Here is an 18,662-nt window from a genome sequence, read left to right as displayed (position 1 = left end):
GCTAGATGGCGGTTAGGCAAAGTACGCCGATAGTGACATTGGTGGATTTGGGATAGGCGGTTGGACGTCGAGCAAGGTGGACATCGCTTTTCATGTCCACCAGCGGCGCCCTGCCGGACTCCGACGGTGGATCGATGAAGCGTGATCCACCCTACTCCGAGACTTCGCGGGCCAGGGCCAGGAACGCTGCCGGCAATCGCGCCTGGCGACGCTCCTTGAGGCAATAGAGGTATTCGTCGATGTGCGGCGCGCCCTTGAGCTCGATCACCCGCAGCTCGGGGTTATCCGGGACTTCGTGGCGGGCGATGATGCTGATGCCGAGGTTGCGGATCACCGCCTCTCGGATGGATTCGCGACTGCCGATTTCCAGCAGCGGGCCGATGGAAATGCCGGCATCCCTGAGCATGTCTTCGGTGAGCTGGCGCGTGGTCGAGCCGGATTCGCGCATCAGCAGGCAGTGGCCCTTGAGATCGTCCAGGCTGACGGACTTGCGCCGCGCCAGGGGGTGTTCACGGTGCACCGCGAGCACCAGCGGGTCGCTACCGAGGATGAGGCGGGTCAGGCGGGCATCGTCCAGTTTCTGCGAGGAGGCGGCGAGGTCGACGCGGTATTCCTCCAGGGATTCGATCACCTGCTGGGAGTTGCCGATCTCCAGGGAGACATCCGTCTGCGGGAAGCGAGTGCGGAAGACCCGCACCAGGTCGAGGATGTAGTAAGGCGCGGTGGCGCCGATGCGCAACGTGCCCTGCATCTGTCCGCAGTTACGCAGGAAGAACTCGATATCGGCCTCCTGCTGCAGCAGCACCTTGACCATGGGCAGTAACCGCGCGCCCTCCTCGCTCACCGTCAGGCGGCGGCCGCCCCGGTGGAACAACTCGACGCCGTACTGGCTTTCCAGGTTACGGATCTGGGTCGTCACTGTGGGCTGGCTGAGGCCGAGCTTCTTCGCCGCCTGGGTGATGCTGCCCAGGCGGGCGACCATGTAGAAGGCCTTGAGCTCAGCGCTGAGCATGGCGAGGGAACCTCGAAGCTGAAAAGTCCGGGCATTCTAGCCGCACACCAGGACAGCTCCGATAGCTGTGGGGGCGAATTCATTCGCAGAGGAGGACGAAGTCCCACGACGGTTGGCGTCAAGCGAAGCGCGGCCCGGCAAACCACCGCTCCTCGACTGTGCCGGGCTCCGCCTGTCACGGCCCTACAGGATTGCGTTCACTGGCAAAGCAGGACACAGACCTGCCGGTGGAACCTACAGCCTGTGCGCGATGCTACCTTCAGGAAAGATCAAAGACTGTCAAAAACCATCAAAACGACACCCGCCATGGCCGATGCTGTGACCCTTTCCCGCTGTACCGCCCTCCTCTGCCTGCTGGGTGGCGAGCAGTTGAGTGCGGCTGATCCACAACCGCCGGAAGCCCCCGCGCTGGTGATCAGTGGCAGCCGTTACCGGGCACCGGCCTTCGACCTGCCGTTCTCGGTGGACCGGGTCGACCCGGTGCAACGGGCACAGCCCGGCATCAACCTTTCCGAGCAGCTCACCGGCGTGCCCGGCCTGGCCATCCAGAACCGCCAGAACTACGCCCAGGAGCCGCAACTCTCCTCCCGCGGCTTCGGCGCCCGGTCAGCCTTCGGTGTGCGCGGCATCAAGCTGCTCAGCGACGGTATTCCCGCGACGACTCCGGACGGCCAGGGCCAGGCCTCCAGTTTCGACCTGGACGTGCTGGACCACATCGAGGTGTTGCGCGGGCCCTTCGCGACCACCTACGGCAGCAATTCCGGCGGCGTGGTGCAGCTGTTCTCTCGCGACGGCGAAGGTCCGCCGCGCCTGTCCGGTGGTGCCACCCTGGGGAGCTGGGCGACCCAGCGGGAGAGGCTGACCCTGGAAGGCGGTGACGACCGTGTCGGCTACCTGGTCAACCGCTCCCACTTCGAGACCGACGGCTACCGTGACCACAGCGCCGCGCTGATCGACAAGGCATTCGCCAAACTCACCCTGCGCCCCGACGCCGATACGCGCCTGGCGCTGATCTACAGCGACCTCGATCAGAATGGCACCCAGGACCCGCAAGGACTGAGCTGGCAGGCCTATCGCCAAGACCCACGTTCGGTGTCGGCCAACACCCTGCTGTTCAACACGCGCAAGACCGTGGACCAGCACCAGGGCGGCCTCAACCTGGAACGCCGCTTCGATGATGCCAGTTGGCAGACGACGCTCTACAGCGGTACCCGGCGGGTGATCCAGTTCCAATCCATCCCCGTGGCAGTACAGGCCAACCCACGGCATTCCGGTGGGGTGATCGACTTCGATCGCGAGTACCACGGCATCGGCAGCCGCTGGATCCAGCCCTTCGACACCGACCTGGGGCGTTTCATCGCCACCGCGGGCGTCGACTACGACCAGTCCAGCGACGATCGCCAGGGCTACGAGAACTTCATCGGCGACACTCTGGGGGTGAAAGGCGCCTTGCGCCGTGACGAACGCGACGAGGTGACCAGCGCCTCACCCTACGTGCAGCTCTCTTGGGAACGCGGCGATCTCCGGGTGCTGGCGGGCCTGCGGCACAACGAGGTGGCGTTCGAGGTCGATGATCACTATCTCGTCAACGGTGACGACAGCGGCCACGTCACCTACCGCGAGACGACGCCCAGCCTGGGTCTGACCTACGCCCTGACGCCGGACCTGAACCTGTACGCCAGTTGGGCACGGGGCTTCGAGACGCCAACGCTCAACGAGTTGTCCTATTCCGGCGCCGATGGCGGGTTCGGCTTCGGCCTGCAACCCGCCAGCAGCCGTCAGTTGGAAGTCGGACTCAAGGCCCTGCTGCCGCGAGACGGCCGACTGGAGCTGGCGCTGTTCGAGATCCGCACCGAGGACGAACTGGTGGTGGCCGCGTCCCAGGGCGGACGCACCCGCTACCAGAACGCCGCCGAGACCCGCCGCCGAGGCCTGGAGCTGGGCCTGGAACAACCGCTGCACCAGGACTGGCGCCTTGAGCTGGCTTACACCTGGCTGGACGCCCGCTACACGGAGCCCTTCAGCAGCGCCGGGCAAACCATCCCGTCAGGCAAGCGCATGCCCGGCATCGCCGAACACACCCTTTTCGCCACCCTGGCCTGGTCACCCCGCAGCGGCCTGGATACCGGCCTGGAGGGCCAGTGGCGCAGCAGCCTGGAGGTCGAGGACAGCGCCCGGTCCCGCGCCGCGCCGGGTTTTGCCCTGGCCAACGCGTACCTGCGCCTGGTGCAGCGCCAGCGCTCCTGGACCTTCAGCCAGACCCTGCGGCTCGACAATCTCTTCGACCGCGACTACGTCGGCTCGGTGATCATTGGCGAGGGCAACCAGCGCTACTACGAGGCGGGGGCCGGGCGCAGCTGGTACGCCGGCCTGGCGCTGGAGTACGCCTTCGACTGAAGCCGCATCAGTCACGTCCCAGCAACGGATCGAGCTGCCCTTGCCGCTCCAGCGCCGCCAGGTCGTCAAAGCCCCCGACATGGCGCGAGCCGATGAAGATCTGTGGCACGCTGCGACGTCCGCCGCTGCGTTCGAGCATTTCCCGGAAGCGCTCCGGGTCGAACTGGACATCCACCTCGGTGGCCCGCACACCCTTGCGCTGCAGCAGGGACTTGGCGGCGACGCAGTAGGGGCAGGTGCGGGTGGTGTAGAGAATCACATCGTTCATGGCGAGGCTCCTGGCGAGCGGGCAGTCACCTGCCCGCGTGGATAGAGGGTCACTGGGCCGGCGGGAAGTCCACGTCGGTGTGGGCGAGGTTGTTGAGGTAGTTGGTCAGGGTCATGAGTGCTACCTGGGCCACCACCTCGATCAGCTTGGCGTCGGAGATTCCGGCAGTACGGGCGGCCGCCAGTTGGGCCTCGTCCAGGGCACCGCGATTCTCGGCCACCTGGCGGGCGACGCGCGTCAGGGCGTCCAGCTCACCGGCCCGCGCAGCCTGGATCTCGCCGTCGGACAGGCCGGCCTTGGCACTGAAGTAGCCGTGGGCGGCCAAGCAGTAGTCGCAACCGTTGAGTTCGGAAACCGCCAGGGCGATCTGCTCCCTCTCCCGCGCACCCAGGGTGCCCCGGGACAGGGTCTGGGAAAGCTGCAGGTAGCCGGACAGTACGGAGGGTGCGTGGGCGAGGGTCTGGAACAGGTTGGGGACGAATCCGATCGTTTTCTGCACGCCGTCCAGCAGTGGACGGGCAGCGGCGGAGACTTCTTCAGCGCTGGCAATGGCAATACGGGGCATGGCGGACTCTCCTGTGAATGGTTATCCCCTGTCGGGTACGGCGTCCATTCTAGGGGCCCACCCAGCCCCCTTGGACGCAGGAACTCGCCAATTTGCAACCAATCGTCCAGACTTTAGTTTTTTGACAGGAGTCCGATCATGGACCGTCTTTCCGTCCTACTGGGGCACTTCGGCGTTCAGGCCGGTACCTTCTTCAGTGGCGTTTTCTGCGGCCTGGAAGCCTTCGGCCGGGAAGGTCAAAGCGGCCACGTCCACCTGCTCCAGGGGGGCCGGGCGGACCTGCACATGGCGGATGGCAGTCGTTGGAAACTGGAGGAGCCCACCCTGGCCTTCTTTCCCCGGCCCTACACACATCGCCTGGAGTCCACCGAGCGCGACGGCACCCGACTGGTGTGCGCCACCCTGGCCTTTGGCGGTGCCTCGGGTAATCCGCTGGCGAGCGCCCTGCCCGACTATCTGGTGCTGCCGCTGAAGGACTTGCCGCTGCTGGCGGGCAACCTGGATTGGCTGTTCGCCGAGGCCTTCGGCGATGAGTGCGGTCGCCGCGCGGTGATGGATCGACTGTTCGAGTTACTGGTGATCCAGTTGCTGCGCCACCTGCTGGCCCATAGCGGCCTCGCCACCGGCATGCTGGCGGGCCTGGCCGACCCGCGCCTGTCCAGGGCCCTGAACCTGATGCACGAAGATCCAAAGCACTCCTGGACCGTGGCCGAACTGGCCAGCGCGGCCAACATGTCCCGCGCTGCCTTCGCTGCGCACTTTCGCGAAGTCACCGGCCACACCCCGGCCGACTACCTCGTGCATTGGCGCATGGGCCTGGCGCAGAAGCTGCTCCGCGATGGCCGGCCAATTCCCCATGTGGCGGACGCAGTGGGCTACGAAAGCCCTTCAGCGCTGGCACGGGCGTTCCGCCGCAAGACCGGGGCGAGTCCGCGGGAATGGCTGATGGCACAGGGTTGAACGAAAGGAAACGATGGCCGGAGCGGCGAGGAAATGGCGTCCCAGAGTGGGTTCGAACCACCAACCCTTCGACCGCCTCCCCTTCGGCTTACCCCCGCGCAGTCCGGACCTCAATTCGAGATAGCGCCAGGCCTGAACGAAAAAAGCGCCCCCCAAAGATGGCGCTTATGTCTAATCGTCACTCGACCGTAGTTTGGCGCGGAGAAACCCAACATGAATGGGCCCACTGTAAGTTCAGGCACTAGGCGCTGCAGGAGTGCAAATGGGCATGAGCGCAGACTTTATACGTCGCGCATTTTCCATGTATACTTGAACGCAGAAAATCCGTAACGCTCCCACTAGTTTTTGCGAGAACACCAATGACCATGGAAAAGAAAGTCGCCGAAAACGGCACGGACTCCGTAAAGACCAGGACGTACGAGTACATTCGCGACAGCATCCTGCATGGGAAATTCCCTTCCGGCTCCTTTGTCGAAGAAGGTGTCATTGCCAGTGAAATAGGCGTTTCCAGAACACCCATCAGAGAAGCATTCAACAAGCTCAGCGCGGAAGGTTTCGTCGAACTCATTCCCAGGCGCGGCGCGAGAGTCAGGGCGATATCACCCAGCGAAATGCACCAGTTCTTCGAAGCACGCATAGTGATCGAAACCTATGCAGCCCGCCAGGTCTGCGAGATTCGCCCGCCGATTCCAGCACGGGTGGACGAGCTAGTCAGCGAGATGGCGACGCTCACGCAGTTCATCATGGCTCACGAAATCGCAGAACTCGACCGGGAGCTTCACCGAACCATCGTCCAACTGTCAGGCAATGAAGTGCTGCTGGAACTCTACGATGCCCTGCAGTTCCGCCACCTGCTTGCCTGTGCATCCATACCGATCGACTCCAAGTTGCTGAGCATCGTGTTGGAAGAGCACAAGGAATTGGTCAGCGCGCTCAAGGCTTACGACGGCGACGCCATGGTCGAGATTCTCACGAAGCACCTTGATCCCAATCTTGCACTGCGCTTTAGACGATTCTGAATGCGCCTAGGTATTCAGTGGGGGTCACTGGGCCTGGGTCCGAGATTCCCACCCCATCGCGGACAAGGATCGGTCCGAAGTGGCAGTGATGTCCGGGAACGGGCGTCCTTCTGCGGCCCGAATGCCCAAAAGGCCCAAGGGCTCATCCATCACTTGCAGCTTCTTCTCCGATCTACGCGATGCAGCTGACCGGGTTGCTAGCGGTTTCGGAAACGAGGGCAATGCCCTCGTTTTTTTTCGCCCTCGGTTTTTCGGCACAACCAGGCATCATCCATTTCTCTATGTATTTTTACTTCCGCTTGAACTCCGGGAGTCACACTCGTGTGACGTGCCCATTTTCCCGCCCGCCGTGACGAAATGCCTCTCGTACCGGTTTGTACCGAATTAAGGGCCGACTTCCGGGAAACTCCTGCAACGCAAAAGGCCCCGCGTTAAAACGCGGAGCCTACGTCCAGGCTTGTGACTTCGAGGCCATCCCTGACGCTCGTCGTCCCTAGCTGCAGTTTGCGATTCCAACCGGAACCCGTTTGCGCACGAACGACCGATCCGACAGCAGGAAGTGAGAAAGAGCTGGCACCAGGATCAGCGCGCCCAGCATATTCCAGATGAACATGAACGACAGCAGGATGCCCATGTCGGCCTGGAACTTGATCGGTGAGAACACCCAGGTCACCACGCCGATCGCCAGGGTGACACCGACCAACCCCACCACCTTGCCGGTGAAAGTAATCGCATACCTGTAGGCATCGGCCAGCGAGTCGCCCTGGCGCTGCCTGGCCAGCTGAATACTCAGCAAATAAAGCGCGTAGTCGATACCGATGCCAACCCCCAGCGCGATCACCGGAAGCGTCGCGACCTTCACACCTATGCCCAGGACGACCATGAGGGCCTCGCATAGGATCGAGGTCATGACGAGCGGGATGACCGCCACCAACACCGCCCTCCAACTGCGGAAGGTGATGAAGCTCAGCAGGATCACTGCCGAGTAGACATACAGCAGCATCGTGCGGTTGGCGTCACGCACGACGATGTTCGTTGCTGCCTCGATGCCGGCGCTACCGGCCACCAGCATGAACTGCCGGTCAGCCGTACTGCGTTCGGCAATAAAACGTTCGGACACCTCGAGGACTCGGTCCAGGGTTTCCGCCTTGTGATCGGTCAGGAACGCGATGATAGGCATGACCGAGGCATCGCCATTGAACAGTTCCGGGCTGTTGACCGAGGCGACCTGGCTCCCGTAGTTGAGGATGTCCTGGTTGCGGGACAGGGTCAGCCATTTCGGACTGCCTTCGAACGTGCCACTGGTGACCTGGCGAACGGCATCCACCAGGGAGGTCGTCATCTGCACACCCGGAATGCGCCGCAACTCCCAGGCAAGGCGATCAGCCTCTATCAGGCTCTCGTACTTGTAGCTGCCATTGGCCGGCGTCTTCAGGATCACCGCGAATAGATCGCTGGACAGGGAGTAGTGCCCGGTAATGTAGGCGTTGTCCCGGTTGTAGCGGGAGTCCGGTCTCAACTCCGGCGCCCCCGGATCGAGGTCACCTATTTTCAGGCCGAGGCTGACGCCGAAGCCAGCCACCACCAGAACGAGCGCCCCCAGGACCGCGAAAACGGCCCAGCGAGCGGTAGTGAATCGCTCCAGGCAACGCCATACCGACCCCGCCTCGCCGCGTTGTTCCGAAGCCAGGCTCCGGCGCGCCGCAGTGGTTCCCACGCCGGTAAAGGACAGCAGCACTGGCAGCAGCAGCAGGTTGGTGAAGATCAGCACGGCGACGCCGATGCTCGCGGTCAGGGCCAGGTCCTTGATCACCGGGATGTCGATCACCATCAGCACGGCGAACCCGACCGCATCGGCAACCAGCGCGGTCGCTCCCGCGAGAAACAGCCGGCGGAAGGTGTAGCGCGCCGCCACCAACTTGTGGGTACCCCGCCCGATGTCCTGCATGATGCCGTTCATTTTCTGCACGCCATGGGAAACCCCGATGGCGAAGACGAGGAAAGGCACGAGCATCGAATAGGGATCGAGGTCGAATCCGAGGGCCGTCGCAATGCCTAGTTGCCAGATGGCCGCGATGATCGAACAGTTGATCACCAGCGCCGTGCTGCGCAGGCAACGGGTATAGGCATAGATGATCAGGGTCGCGACGGCCGCGGCGACCGCGAAGTAGAAGAAGACCTGGATGAGACCGTCGATGAGGTCGCCCACCAACTTGGCGAAACCGATCACGTGAATCTTGATGGCCGGTGTTTCCTGGCTGCGAATGCGTTCCTCCAGGGCGGTGGACAGCGCCCGGTAGTCCAGCTTCCTGCCAGTCGCCGGATCGGCGTCCAACAGGGGCACGACGATCATCGCCGAGCGCAGGTCCGTTCCTACCAGGCTGCCGACGATGCCCGCTCGGTTGATGTTTTGCCGTAGCAGTTCGATCTGCTGTGAACTGCCGTCATAGGTCGGCGGCAGCACGGGGCCACCGGTGAAGCCTTCTTCGGTGACTTCCATCCAGCGGACCGCAGGTGTCCAGATGGATTTCACCCAGGCCCTATCGACACCCGGGATAAGCACTAGCTCGTCGTTGATACTCTGAAGGGCGGCCAGATACTCCGGATCGAAGATGTCGCCCTCCACGTTCTCGACAACGACCCGGATGGTGTTGCCGAGTCCGCGCAGCTCAGACTTGTTGTCGATGAAATTCTGGATGTACGCATGGCTCTGCGGAATCATCCGCTCGAAACTGGCATTGATAGTGGTGTTCTTCAACTGATAGCCCAGCAGCAGGGTCAGTGCCGCGCACAGCAGGAGCACGCCCCACCGGTAGTTGAAGACCACACGCTCAAGCCATCCGCCGGATGCCCGGTCGAATTGCCTGTAGTCGGAAATGACCGGCATTTCCGAATTGTTATCACTGGAAAGGGCCACGACTATTCTCCACTCACGATTCCGCTCAACGAAGCACCTGTTGACTCAGTCCCCGCCCGCCCCCAACCACGAATGATTTGCCATTGTTCAGCGGAAGGATTGATGCGGCAGACGGCACAGGTTCCAAACCAGGTACAGCGGCGAAGTGCTCACCGTTGTCCCGGCTCACCACGAGCTGCCCGTCTGTGCTGAGCAACAGCACGTCTCCAGAGGGCGTCACGCCGTCGGCGACCAGGCTCGTCGAGAGCCCCGTGTCCACCTTCCGCCAGCTCGCGCCGCCGTCGGTGGAACGCATGATGTGCCCCCTTAGCCCATAGGCCACGATATGGCCGGGGTTGCCTGTCACGCCGAAGAAGGTTCCGCCATGTCCGGTGTCGAGATTCCTGAAGCGGCCGGCCTGGCGATCGAGCTTCATGACCAGGCCATACTCCCCGGATACGTACAGCTCCTCGCCAATCGCACGAATCGCATAGAGGTGAAAGGCCTCGGGATTCTCAGCCCTGTCGGACCACGACTCCCAGGATTCGCCACCGTCCACCGTGCGGAGGATCTGGTTGAATGCCCCCACCACGAAACCCTGCTCTTCTGTCTCGAACCACACCCCAAGGAAGGACAGGTCGGGAGCCACCACGGGGTCGCGCTCGGCGCCGCTCGACGAAGCGGGCGCCAGCGAACTCTGTGCCATACGCGCATCGAGCTTGCGCTCCCAGGACTCGCCACCGTCCGTGGTTCGCAGCACCACCCCATCATGGCCGACTGCCCACCCCACCTTCGGACTGGGAAAGCTCACCGCATTTAGGTCTGAGGAAACCGGCACCCTAGACTGCCGCCATGTGGCGCCGTCATCGTCGGAGTAGACAATGTGCCCACGACGCCCGACGCCGACGATGCGCTTCCCGGCCATCGCCAGCCCGGTGATCAACTGCCTGGAGGCCAGCTCGGTCATGGCCGCTGGGGTATCCAGAACATCCTGGAAACCTTCGTTCGCCCATGCCGTAGACAGCGGGACGCTGGCCATCCCGATCGCCATCGAAATCAGTAGATAACAGGCTTTCATCACCTCATCACTCCTATGCACGCCCATTAAAAACCCCTCCAGACGCCAGGCATCTGGAAGGGTCCTCCGTGTTGATCAGCGCACGCCGCGTCCGGCCAGGGAATCAGCGTTCCAGTCCCGCTCGGAAAGCGGGTCGATGTACTTCAAACCACCTTTCTCGCCTCCCAGGTGAACGACCATGGCGTAGTTGCCGGCAACTAGGTCATAGGCGAAGTAGGAACTGGTGAAGGGCGCAACGGCGTCATAGCTTTGCGTCGGCGTGGAGATGACGGTGCGATAGAGCTGGCCGTGGCCGTCGTACTCGTCGCTGGCCAGCGCCGCCCAGCTGTCCTCGTCGACGTAGAACACCCGCTTGCCGTAGATATGGCGCTTGCCTTCCTTCAGGGTGGCTTCCACCACCCAGACACGATGAAGCTCCCAGCGCACAAAGTCCGGATTCAGGTGGTTCGGCGCCAACAGCTCTTCCGGCTTGGTTTCATAGGTCATCTTGTAGGTGTTGTAGGGAACATACATTTCCTTCTTGCCGACCAGTTTGAAATCGAACCGCTCCATCGAGCCGTTGAAGACGAAAGCATCATCGTAGGTCGTTGCGCCACCAGTCCCCGGGTTGGGCGTATCGAAGGCAAGTGACGGGGCCAGGCGAACCCGACGTTGCCCCGGAAGGTACTGCCAGGTGCTGCGGCCCTTACCGACGACATCAATGGCATCCTTCAGCAGGATGGCCTCGCCATTGCGGCGCTCAGGCCCCAGATAACGCACCTTCAGGCGCCAGAAGACGTCTGCCCCCGGAGAGTGATAGTACGGATAGTCATCCGAGTTGACTCCTTCCGTGGCGAGAATGCCGCGTCCCGATGCGTCCACGTTCCAGCTCTTGTAGCGGTACTCCATCGCATTGCCGCTATAGCGCAGCAGATGGTTCCACATGACCTGGTAGCCATCCTTGGGTATCGGGAAGGGATACCCCGCCTTCACGTTCTTTACGCCCAGGCCACCATCGATAGACTCCCCGGTCAGCGCGTTGGCAGCGGTGTTCTGCCGGATCTGCTCCGGCACGGCCATGGTGCGGTGCGTCGGGTAGACATCGATGCGGAAGCTCGGGTATCGCGCCATCAGCGCTTTCACAGCCTCGGTGAGGCGCTCGGCATGCTGGCCCATGTTCTTCGCATTGATGGAGAACAGCGGCTTTTCCGCCGCGAATGGATCGGGGCGCACGCCCGAGCCCTTCTGGAAGCCTGGGGGCGGTGTCGTCAGGCCGCCGGTGTAAGGCGGGATCGAGCCGTCGGCATTACCGGCCATCTCAGCGCCCACGGCGGTCAACTGGTTACCGAGCTGCTGTGCTTCGGAAGGCGTGACCGCGGCGTGGACCGCACCCGTCACGGCATAGGCAACGCCTATCAGTAGAATTCGTTTGAACATGTCGGTGTCCTCGCCTTAGAAGGTCGTTTTGAGGGTCAAGGTCAACATTCCGCGGTCCTCCAGCAGTGCCGATCCGCCATTGGCCACCGTCACAGCGCCCGTCCTGGGGTCCGTGTCGTAGTCACCGAAGAAATCGACGTACTTGAGTTCGGCCTTGTACTTTTGCTCGATGTCGGCCGCGAGGCCGAGGCTGTAGCTGCCGGCGTCCTCGTTGCCGCCGTTGGCGACAGGCGAGTTGCCGCTGATACCTGAACTGATGACCATCGGCATCGACAGGTCGACGCCCGGGAATACCTGCAGCCAGGTCGGCGTATAGGTTGCGGTCAACACGAAAGCATCGCGGTCGGCCCTATCGATCAGGTTGTAACCGCGGCGCCCCTTGTAGGACTTCTCGCCATCGGTGACATCTGCCAGGTGACTCCAGGCGAGCTCGGTGCTCCACGAAGCCGAGTCGTAGAGGCCGTTGCCACTCATGACACCGACTAGGTTCAGGACACCATGCAGGGTTTCCCCACGAGCCCCGGCGGTCTCGCCATCCTCCGGCAGGACACTGATCGGTACTGCGGTGCTCACCAGCGGCATATTGCGGCGATAGGACAGTTCCGTTCCGACGGACACCCCTCCGTAGTTCTGGGAGAGGCTGATACCGAACAGGTCGATGTCATCGGCATAGGCCCAGTGGTAGCTACCGGCCACGCCATTGGCGGGCGTCGCGCTCTTGAGCATCAGCTGCGGAATACGGTCGGAGAAGTTGCGGTAATAGACCCCCAGTGTCCCCTGGAGCCATTCCGGGGACCAGCGCGCGGAAAGCCCCCAGTCACCACGCTTGTCGGGCGTAACGTCATGCCCCTTGAGGAAGCGATTGGGCCCGGCGATCAGCGAGCCTTCGCTGCCGCCGATGTTCACGTCGCTCGAACCCAGGTAGGTGCCGCCCTCGGGAAACAGGTTCTGCTCCCAGTCCAGGAAGTACTGACCGGCGACGGATAGAGAGTCGGTCGGCCGCATCTGGAAAGACAGGTTGTTCAGCGGCCGAAACAGCTCCTTGGCCTCGATGCCGGGAATCGCCTGCCCCTTGCCAATGTCCAGTGGCATCTGCGCATAAGCGATACCGTTGATGAAGGCGGTCAGGCCGAGGCTTTCGCCCCAGTAGATGCTGTGGCTGCCGGCCTTTACGTCCAGCGGCACTTCGCCGATGTCAAAACCACCGAAAACGAAGGCATCGAGAAATTCACCACTGGGACCGACGAAGTAACGATCCGTGAAGCGGGTAAATCCGACAGTGGGAACACCATTCTTCACATAGTTGGAAGTTGATGGGGACTTGTTATCCAGATCCTGATCGTATTGATAGTCATACCAAGCCGCAGCGGATACACGCATGCCGTACTTGTTCTTGTAGATGACATCGAACTCGGATAAGAGGTCCAGGCGATTGGAGACGAAGCCGCGATCGAAGTTTCGATCACCATCGTTATTGTTCACGGCATTGATTATCGCCTTGTCCTGGGATTCGACGCGCCGTGTCAGGGTATAGCGCGGCGTATTATCCCAACGCACCTGCCAGTCATCATTGCCGGTAGGGATCTCCATGGCGTTAGAGCTGCCGCACGCCAGCAGCATTAGCGTCGCCAGGCCACCGCCGGCGACTGGCACGAACTTGCTGCCCTGTACCGCCATGTTCCACATGTTTTTTCTTTTTGTCATTACCCACCTCGTCGATGAGCGACTGAGTGCGTGCATATGAGTTGCACGTCTTTCTCAGCGCAAAGACCACCCACGCGCGCAGACTTCGGGAAGTCGCACGCATTGCATTAATAGGTTTTTCGGAGACAGATTTACTGGTCGAGTTTTGCCATTACCATGGCGCTGGCGCCCGTCAGGTCACCCAATGTCTTGCTTTCGCTTATTAGTGGAAGACCTCTCTTTTCCATTTCCTGAAGTTGAATGGCACGTTCGATTTCGCCCATCGCCTCGTCGCGCGGGATGAAAACAACGCCACCTTCATCGGCGATCACCAGATCACCCGGCTGAACCACAGCCCCGCCGCAGGAGACCGGCACATTCATCAACCCACCGATGCCCTGTAGTCGCGTCGTGATGCTGGCGACACCTCTGGCCCAGACGGCAAGGCCGACGTCCCGCAGCTCGCCTGGATCGGCGATCGGCCCATCGATGATGACGCCCGCAACTCCGGCCTGGGCCAACGCATAGGCGACCCCACCACCCAGGCAGGCATGGTGTCTGTCGCCCAAGCGATCGATGACAACCACGTCGCCCGGGCGCAACTTCCCTACCGCATGGTGCAGCAGGCTAGAGTCAGCCGCGGGCAAAGCCAGGGTGACGGCCGGGCCGGCGATTCTCGGGACCGGATGCATGGGGCGGATCGCGCTGTCCGGAAAGCCCATCAGGCGAACGTGCCCGATCGTGGCGGGTTCCGCAGCGAGCGCGCGCTCGGTGATTGCCGAGGGCAACGGTTCAGGCATGGCGCGGATCTTGAACATGATCTGCACTCCTCTAGCCAGCCAGGAATCGGCGGGCGAGCAGACGATGGCTCTTCATCGGCATCCGCGTGCGGATTGCCTGCTGGTAGGCGCGATCGATGGTCGCCGAGGCAAAGGTCTCGGAGTTCGATGTCTGCGACACGACCTGACCCCAGGGATCGATGATCATCGAGTGCCCCCAGGTCATGTACTTGCCCTTGTCGAACGTACCTACCTGGCAGGGCGCCGCGACGTAGCACTGACCTTCGATGGCCCGCGCCCGGAGCAGCACTTCCCAGTGGTCCGCGCCCGTCTGAAAGGTAAAGGCTGCAGGCACCACGATGACTTCGGCGCCGTCTTCGCAGAGGGCCTGAAAGAGTTCCGGGAAGCGCAGGTCATAGCAGATCGCCAAGCCTACCCGGACACCGTCTACATCTACGCAGACGACTTCCTTGCCAGCCTCGACATGCGCAGACTCCTTTAGCTCCGTGCCATCGGCCAGCACTGCGTCGAAGCGGTGGATCTTCCGATACTTGGCCAGCAGCTCACCCTCGCGGCCGAACACGAGCGAGGTGTTGTAGACCTGGTCGTCGTCCAGCTCCATCGCACTGCCGATATGCAGATTCACCTTCAGCCGCTTGGCCAGCCCCGAGAAGAACTCGAACACCTCACCACCAGGGAAAGGCTCGGCCGACTCCCGCATGGATACAGGGGAAGCGGTGATGCAGGCGATCATCTCGGGCAAGATCACGAAGTCCGATCGATCCTGCTCCACCGCACGCTCGACGAGCGCCGCCACGGACTGCAGATTGGCCCGTTTGTCATCGGAAACGTTCTTCTGGATTACGCTGATTCTCATGTGTTCTTTCCTCTTGTTATTGCGAACAACTGTTGGTGGATACCTTGAATTCACACAGGGCGCTCAGCCGGAACTGGCCCCGATGCGGACTGACGTTTTAGGAAGAAGCCCAGCATCGCTACCGAGACCAGTAACCCTCCTCCACCGACGATAAATACGGCCGTCCTCAGAGAGGGCGCACCACCATCGAGGAGTGCGACGACGCTACCGACGAGAATCGGCCCTACCGCCAGTCCGCAGATGTTTACGACCATGACGTAGAGAGCGGACACCCGGCTGCGGATCTCCGCAGGAGAACGCCTTTGGATGAGTGCCGGTACGATGCCGATCGAACTAGTGCACAGCGCATGCAGGGCGGCGCACGCAACCAGCACGCCGACAGGTTCGGACGCCAGCAGGAACATCAGCGCCGCCGGAATGGCCAGCACCCCGGCGAAGAGCGGTACGCGCAGAGTGGAAATGACCGACTCCGCGCGCCCCGCGAGACGATCGGCAACCCAGGCTGCGATAAACATGCCGCCGATGCAGGAGAACAGCACCACCGCGCCGTAGGTGCGGCCGATCTCGCCGGGCACCCAGTGGAACTCTCGCACGAAGATGGCGGGTATCCAGGTAAGCAGCGCATAGCTCATGGTCAGCAGGCCCGACATGCCAATGAAAATGGCGGCGATGAAGCGCCGGTCCTCGATCAGGTAGTGAATGACTTTCATGCTGGCGCCGGATGCTTCTCCATCGCCCCCAGCCGGAATGCCATGCACGGTATCGACGCGGCGACTCAATACCCACCAGAGCACCGGCAGAAGCACCAGCCCGGGCAAGGCCACCAGCAGGAACGTCGTCTGCCAGGGTTGCCTGGACCCGAACCAGCCGAGGTCAGCCACGCCGAGGGGTTCGAGCCAGTCGTACAAAGCTCCGACTATGTAGAAGGCGGTTCCGGCACCGACTACCGCTCCAGCCTGGAACAGGGTGAGCGCCCTGTTCAGGATGGATTTGGGAAACCGCTCGTAGATCACCGCGTAGGCCGCCGGAGCCAACGCCGCCTCCCCCGCTCCAACCAGCATCCTGGCGAACAGCAGCCCGGCGAAGCTGCCGGCCAGGCCACAAGCCGCTGTCGCCACGCACCACACGAACACCCCTAGCAGGATGGTTCCGGTTCGGGACCATCTATCCGCCAGCCAGCCGCAGGGAATTCCCAGGACCGAATAGAACAGGCCAAAGGCAAGCCCGTGCAGCAGGCCGATCTGCGTATCACTGATGGCAAGGCTTGCCTTGATCGGCTCCACCAGTAGCGACAGCGCGAACCGATCGATGAAGGAAATGACCATGGCCACGGCGAGAATGATGGTGGTGAACCAGGCCCAGCCATACGAGGGTGCCTTAACCGGCTTCGTATCATTGGCGACCATCTCGGGACCTCCACTATGAATGCTCTGTTGCACTTGCCCGCCCACCGCCGTTACCCCTTTTCGTGCAGCAGCTTCACCGAGGAATCCCAGAGCTGGCGCAGGCCGGCGGCCAATGCGAACTGCTCCATCGCGATGAAGATGCGCGCCGCGCCATGCTCGATGGCGAAGTTTTTCTCCTCCGGGCTCCAGGCCGGGAAAATCCAGGGTTTCCCCGCCGACTTGGCGGCTTCGACGATTCTCCCGATGTCTTCCCAATCCCCGGGCTGCTTCTTGTAGATACCTCGGTTCCGGCGAATGGAAAGGTCGGTCGGCCCGATGAAGACTCCATCCACCACCGGCAGGGCGAGGATGCCGTCGATTTCATCGAGTGCTTGCGCATCCTCAATGATCGGATAGCAACGCGTGTTGGTGTTCTGCTTGTCGATCCACTCGTCCGCCGGATAGGCGAACTGGGTCGTGCGCCCCCCAGCGAGGCTGCGATCCCCCAGTGGCGGGAGCTTGGCGTAGCCACAGACGCGCTGCGCTTCCGCGATGCTGCCGATATGCGGGATGACCACCGCATCCGCTCCGAAATCCAGCGCCTGCTGCACCGCTTCCCGGGTTGGGCCGAGCGCCTTAACGAAGACCTCGAAACCAAGGGCCTTCAGGAACGGAATAAAACTGTCCAGCGTGGCCAGATCGAATATCCCGTGCTCGACGTCCAGGATGGCCACCCGATAGCCGATAGCCTTGGCGATCTCGGCCATTCCAATGTTCGGCCCGGTGAACCAGAGCCCCAGATCCTCACTGCAAAGCGGCTTGCTCAATTCCTCGTCTCCTCTCAGAACGCCATCCATACTTCATGTATACGTGACGTGTTCATGACGAATGCTAGCGATGCACCTTGCAAGCGTCAAGGGGATTTCTGTCGTAGGAGATGCGAGATCAGGACGGCCCGTTGGAGCCAGACTCGTTGAGCTAGAAGGAACCGCAAGTACCATGTGCCGGGACCACCACGGTAAGACCGTGGTCGGGTTCAGCGACCCGAAGAAAAGACACGATTGCGCCGCTTGGGTCGCGTGAGGAACAGGAAGTGTTTACTGCAGCGGTCTTGAACGTGAGAACTTCGAGCTGCACCGGGAGCGCCAGGCCCAGGGCATCGACAAGACGAAGGCTGAAGGGAAGTACAAGGGGTGCCGGGTGGATGCCGATCTGCACAAGCGCGATACCGAGCTGCTGAAGGCCTGCCTGGGCATCCGCTCAACCGCTAGACATGCAGATTGCTCAACAACTACCGTCTTGCGAATCAAACGAGAAATGGAGGGATCCGCATGACAACTGACCACCGCGCGCTGCTGAAGAAGGGAAGCGGAGCAGCCAGCGCGGCTGCGGGCGCATGGCTGGGGACCATGGTCGCTGGTCCTGGCCCTGGTACGGCTGCCGGTGCCGCCGCAGGCGCTGCTGTCGCCGAAGTTTCCAAGGCTGTACTTGATGACATTGCTAACCGCTATCTCTCTCCGCGGGAGCAGGTTCGGATCGCTAACACTGCCGCAGAAGCGATAGAAAAAATAGCAGCCCGGTTACTCTGGGACTCGAGAAGGGATGATGGCTTCTTTGATGTGGAGCCGGGCTGGCCTTGCCCGGCTGAAGAGGTGTTTGAAGGCGTATTGCTCGCTGCCAAGCAGGAGCATGAACAATTGAAGCTTCAGTACCTTTCCAACTTCTACGCCAACCTGGTGTTTGATGCCTCCGTGAAGGCTCCAGAAGCAAACCATTTGCTCACGTTGGCTGAATCCCTAACGTATCGCCAGCTATGCCTTCTCAGCCTGGTTGATCAGAAAACTGAGTACCCTGTCAGAGACCAGCTTTGGCCAGAATCGGGAACCATCCCGGCTGAATCGCTCGATGTAGCTCAGCAATCGTTCTACCTGTACCAACGACAATTGCTGCTCAGCTTTAGCAAGGAGTACGGCCGGGCCGGCTTCGTAATGGATGTAGCCCGGGTTCTACCGACCGAAGCCATCCTGTCCGGAACCGGCAAGCGTCTTGTCAGCCTCATGGAGCTATGGCAAATCGACAAGGCCGAACTCTCGGTGCTAGCGCGCATCTGGTAGGGAGGTGGGAATCTATTGTGCTGCCACCCCGCTGTCACGGGCACTGATCGCTGTCACCGTGAAATAGCTGTAGCCCTTGATTTTATTGGCGTCCCAGAGTGGGTTCGAACCACCAACCTTCCCCTTAGGAGGGGGATGCTCTATCCAATTGAGCTACTGGGACGCGGCGACCCCGCCGGGCGGCGAGGTCGTGAGGACGGGCGGCATGTTAAC

The 18,662-nt window shown here is 61.9% G+C and carries 15 protein-coding genes, 1 tRNA gene and 1 pseudogene; 5 read left to right on the top strand and 12 right to left on the bottom strand.

The window, feature by feature from the left end; all coding sequences use genetic code 11:
- Positions 1-151: 151 nt before the first annotated feature.
- Positions 152-1,012, bottom strand: a complete 861-nt coding sequence (locus tag E8F20_RS15285) for a LysR family transcriptional regulator (RefSeq protein ID WP_280284463.1) — start codon at positions 1,010-1,012, stop codon at positions 152-154.
- Between the two features lie 306 nt (positions 1,013-1,318).
- Between E8F20_RS15285 and E8F20_RS15280 the strand changes: the two genes are divergently transcribed.
- Entirely contained in the window at positions 1,319-3,409 is a 2,091-nt protein-coding gene (locus E8F20_RS15280) for a TonB-dependent receptor (protein WP_280284462.1), read from the top strand.
- A gap of 7 nt (positions 3,410-3,416) precedes the next feature.
- Here E8F20_RS15280 and grxC read toward each other — a convergent pair whose 3' ends face one another.
- Complete coding sequence (gene grxC, locus E8F20_RS15275) at positions 3,417-3,677, bottom strand: glutaredoxin 3 (protein WP_280284461.1); 261 nt, start codon at positions 3,675-3,677, stop codon at positions 3,417-3,419.
- Positions 3,678-3,726: 49 nt separating this feature from the next.
- Positions 3,727-4,242 carry a carboxymuconolactone decarboxylase family protein gene (locus E8F20_RS15270; protein ID WP_280284460.1) on the bottom strand — a complete coding sequence of 172 codons (516 nt, stop codon included), beginning with the start codon at positions 4,240-4,242 and terminating at the stop codon, positions 3,727-3,729.
- 138 nt (positions 4,243-4,380) lie between these two features.
- On the opposite strand from E8F20_RS15270, the gene E8F20_RS15265 reads away from it, so the two are divergent.
- Entirely contained in the window at positions 4,381-5,202 is an 822-nt protein-coding gene (locus E8F20_RS15265; RefSeq protein WP_280284459.1) for an AraC family transcriptional regulator, read from the top strand.
- Positions 5,203-5,567: 365 nt separating this feature from the next.
- Positions 5,568-6,221, top strand: a complete 654-nt coding sequence (locus E8F20_RS15260; protein WP_280284458.1) for a GntR family transcriptional regulator — start codon at positions 5,568-5,570, stop codon at positions 6,219-6,221.
- Between the two features lie 493 nt (positions 6,222-6,714).
- On the opposite strand, the gene E8F20_RS15255 is transcribed toward E8F20_RS15260, so the two are convergent.
- The 8 genes from E8F20_RS15255 to E8F20_RS15220 form a co-directional block, all read right to left on the bottom strand.
- Positions 6,715-9,108 (bottom strand): MMPL family transporter, encoded by a 2,394-nt coding sequence (locus E8F20_RS15255; protein WP_280284469.1) that lies wholly within the window; start codon positions 9,106-9,108, stop codon positions 6,715-6,717.
- 55 nt (positions 9,109-9,163) lie between these two features.
- The gene (locus E8F20_RS15250; protein WP_280284457.1) at positions 9,164-10,195 is read right to left on the bottom strand and encodes a YCF48-related protein; all 1,032 of its coding nucleotides are present in this window, start codon (positions 10,193-10,195) and stop codon (positions 9,164-9,166) included.
- 75 nt (positions 10,196-10,270) lie between these two features.
- Positions 10,271-11,611, bottom strand: coding sequence for a DUF1329 domain-containing protein (locus tag E8F20_RS15245; RefSeq protein ID WP_280284456.1), 1,341 nt, complete (start codon positions 11,609-11,611; stop codon positions 10,271-10,273).
- A gap of 15 nt (positions 11,612-11,626) precedes the next feature.
- Positions 11,627-13,315 carry a DUF1302 domain-containing protein gene (locus E8F20_RS15240; RefSeq protein WP_280284455.1) on the bottom strand — a complete coding sequence of 563 codons (1,689 nt, stop codon included), beginning with the start codon at positions 13,313-13,315 and terminating at the stop codon, positions 11,627-11,629.
- 131 nt (positions 13,316-13,446) lie between these two features.
- Complete coding sequence (locus E8F20_RS15235) at positions 13,447-14,112, bottom strand: RraA family protein (RefSeq protein ID WP_280284454.1); 666 nt, start codon at positions 14,110-14,112, stop codon at positions 13,447-13,449.
- Positions 14,113-14,125: 13 nt separating this feature from the next.
- Positions 14,126-14,950, bottom strand: coding sequence for a carbon-nitrogen hydrolase family protein (locus E8F20_RS15230; protein WP_280284453.1), 825 nt, complete (start codon positions 14,948-14,950; stop codon positions 14,126-14,128).
- Positions 14,951-15,000: 50 nt separating this feature from the next.
- Positions 15,001-16,356: an MFS transporter gene (locus E8F20_RS15225; RefSeq protein ID WP_280284452.1), complete on the bottom strand. Its 1,356-nt coding sequence runs from the start codon at positions 16,354-16,356 to the stop codon at positions 15,001-15,003.
- Between the two features lie 50 nt (positions 16,357-16,406).
- Entirely contained in the window at positions 16,407-17,192 is a 786-nt protein-coding gene (locus E8F20_RS15220; protein WP_280284451.1) for an aldolase/citrate lyase family protein, read from the bottom strand.
- A 247-nt stretch (positions 17,193-17,439) separates the two neighbouring features.
- On the opposite strand from E8F20_RS15220, the pseudogene E8F20_RS15215 reads away from it, so the two are divergent.
- Both E8F20_RS15215 and E8F20_RS15210 read left to right on the top strand, forming a co-directional pair.
- Positions 17,440-17,670 (top strand): annotated as a pseudogene (locus tag E8F20_RS15215) (serine recombinase); the annotation flags it as partial.
- A complete protein-coding gene (locus E8F20_RS15210) occupies positions 17,667-18,449 on the top strand; it encodes a hypothetical protein (RefSeq protein ID WP_280284450.1) in 783 nt (260 codons plus the stop codon). The pseudogene E8F20_RS15215 and the gene E8F20_RS15210, both read left to right, overlap by 4 nt.
- 86 nt (positions 18,450-18,535) lie before the next feature.
- On the opposite strand, the gene E8F20_RS15205 is transcribed toward E8F20_RS15210, so the two are convergent.
- Positions 18,536-18,612, bottom strand: a tRNA-Arg gene (locus E8F20_RS15205).
- Positions 18,613-18,662 lie beyond the last annotated feature (50 nt).

The sequence above is a fragment of the Pseudomonas sp. BN415 genome, from assembly GCF_029871195.1.
GTDB lineage: Bacteria > Pseudomonadota > Gammaproteobacteria > Pseudomonadales > Pseudomonadaceae > Metapseudomonas > Metapseudomonas resinovorans.
Note: the sequence above shows the minus strand (reverse complement) of the source record. Positions and strands in the feature narration are given on the sequence as shown.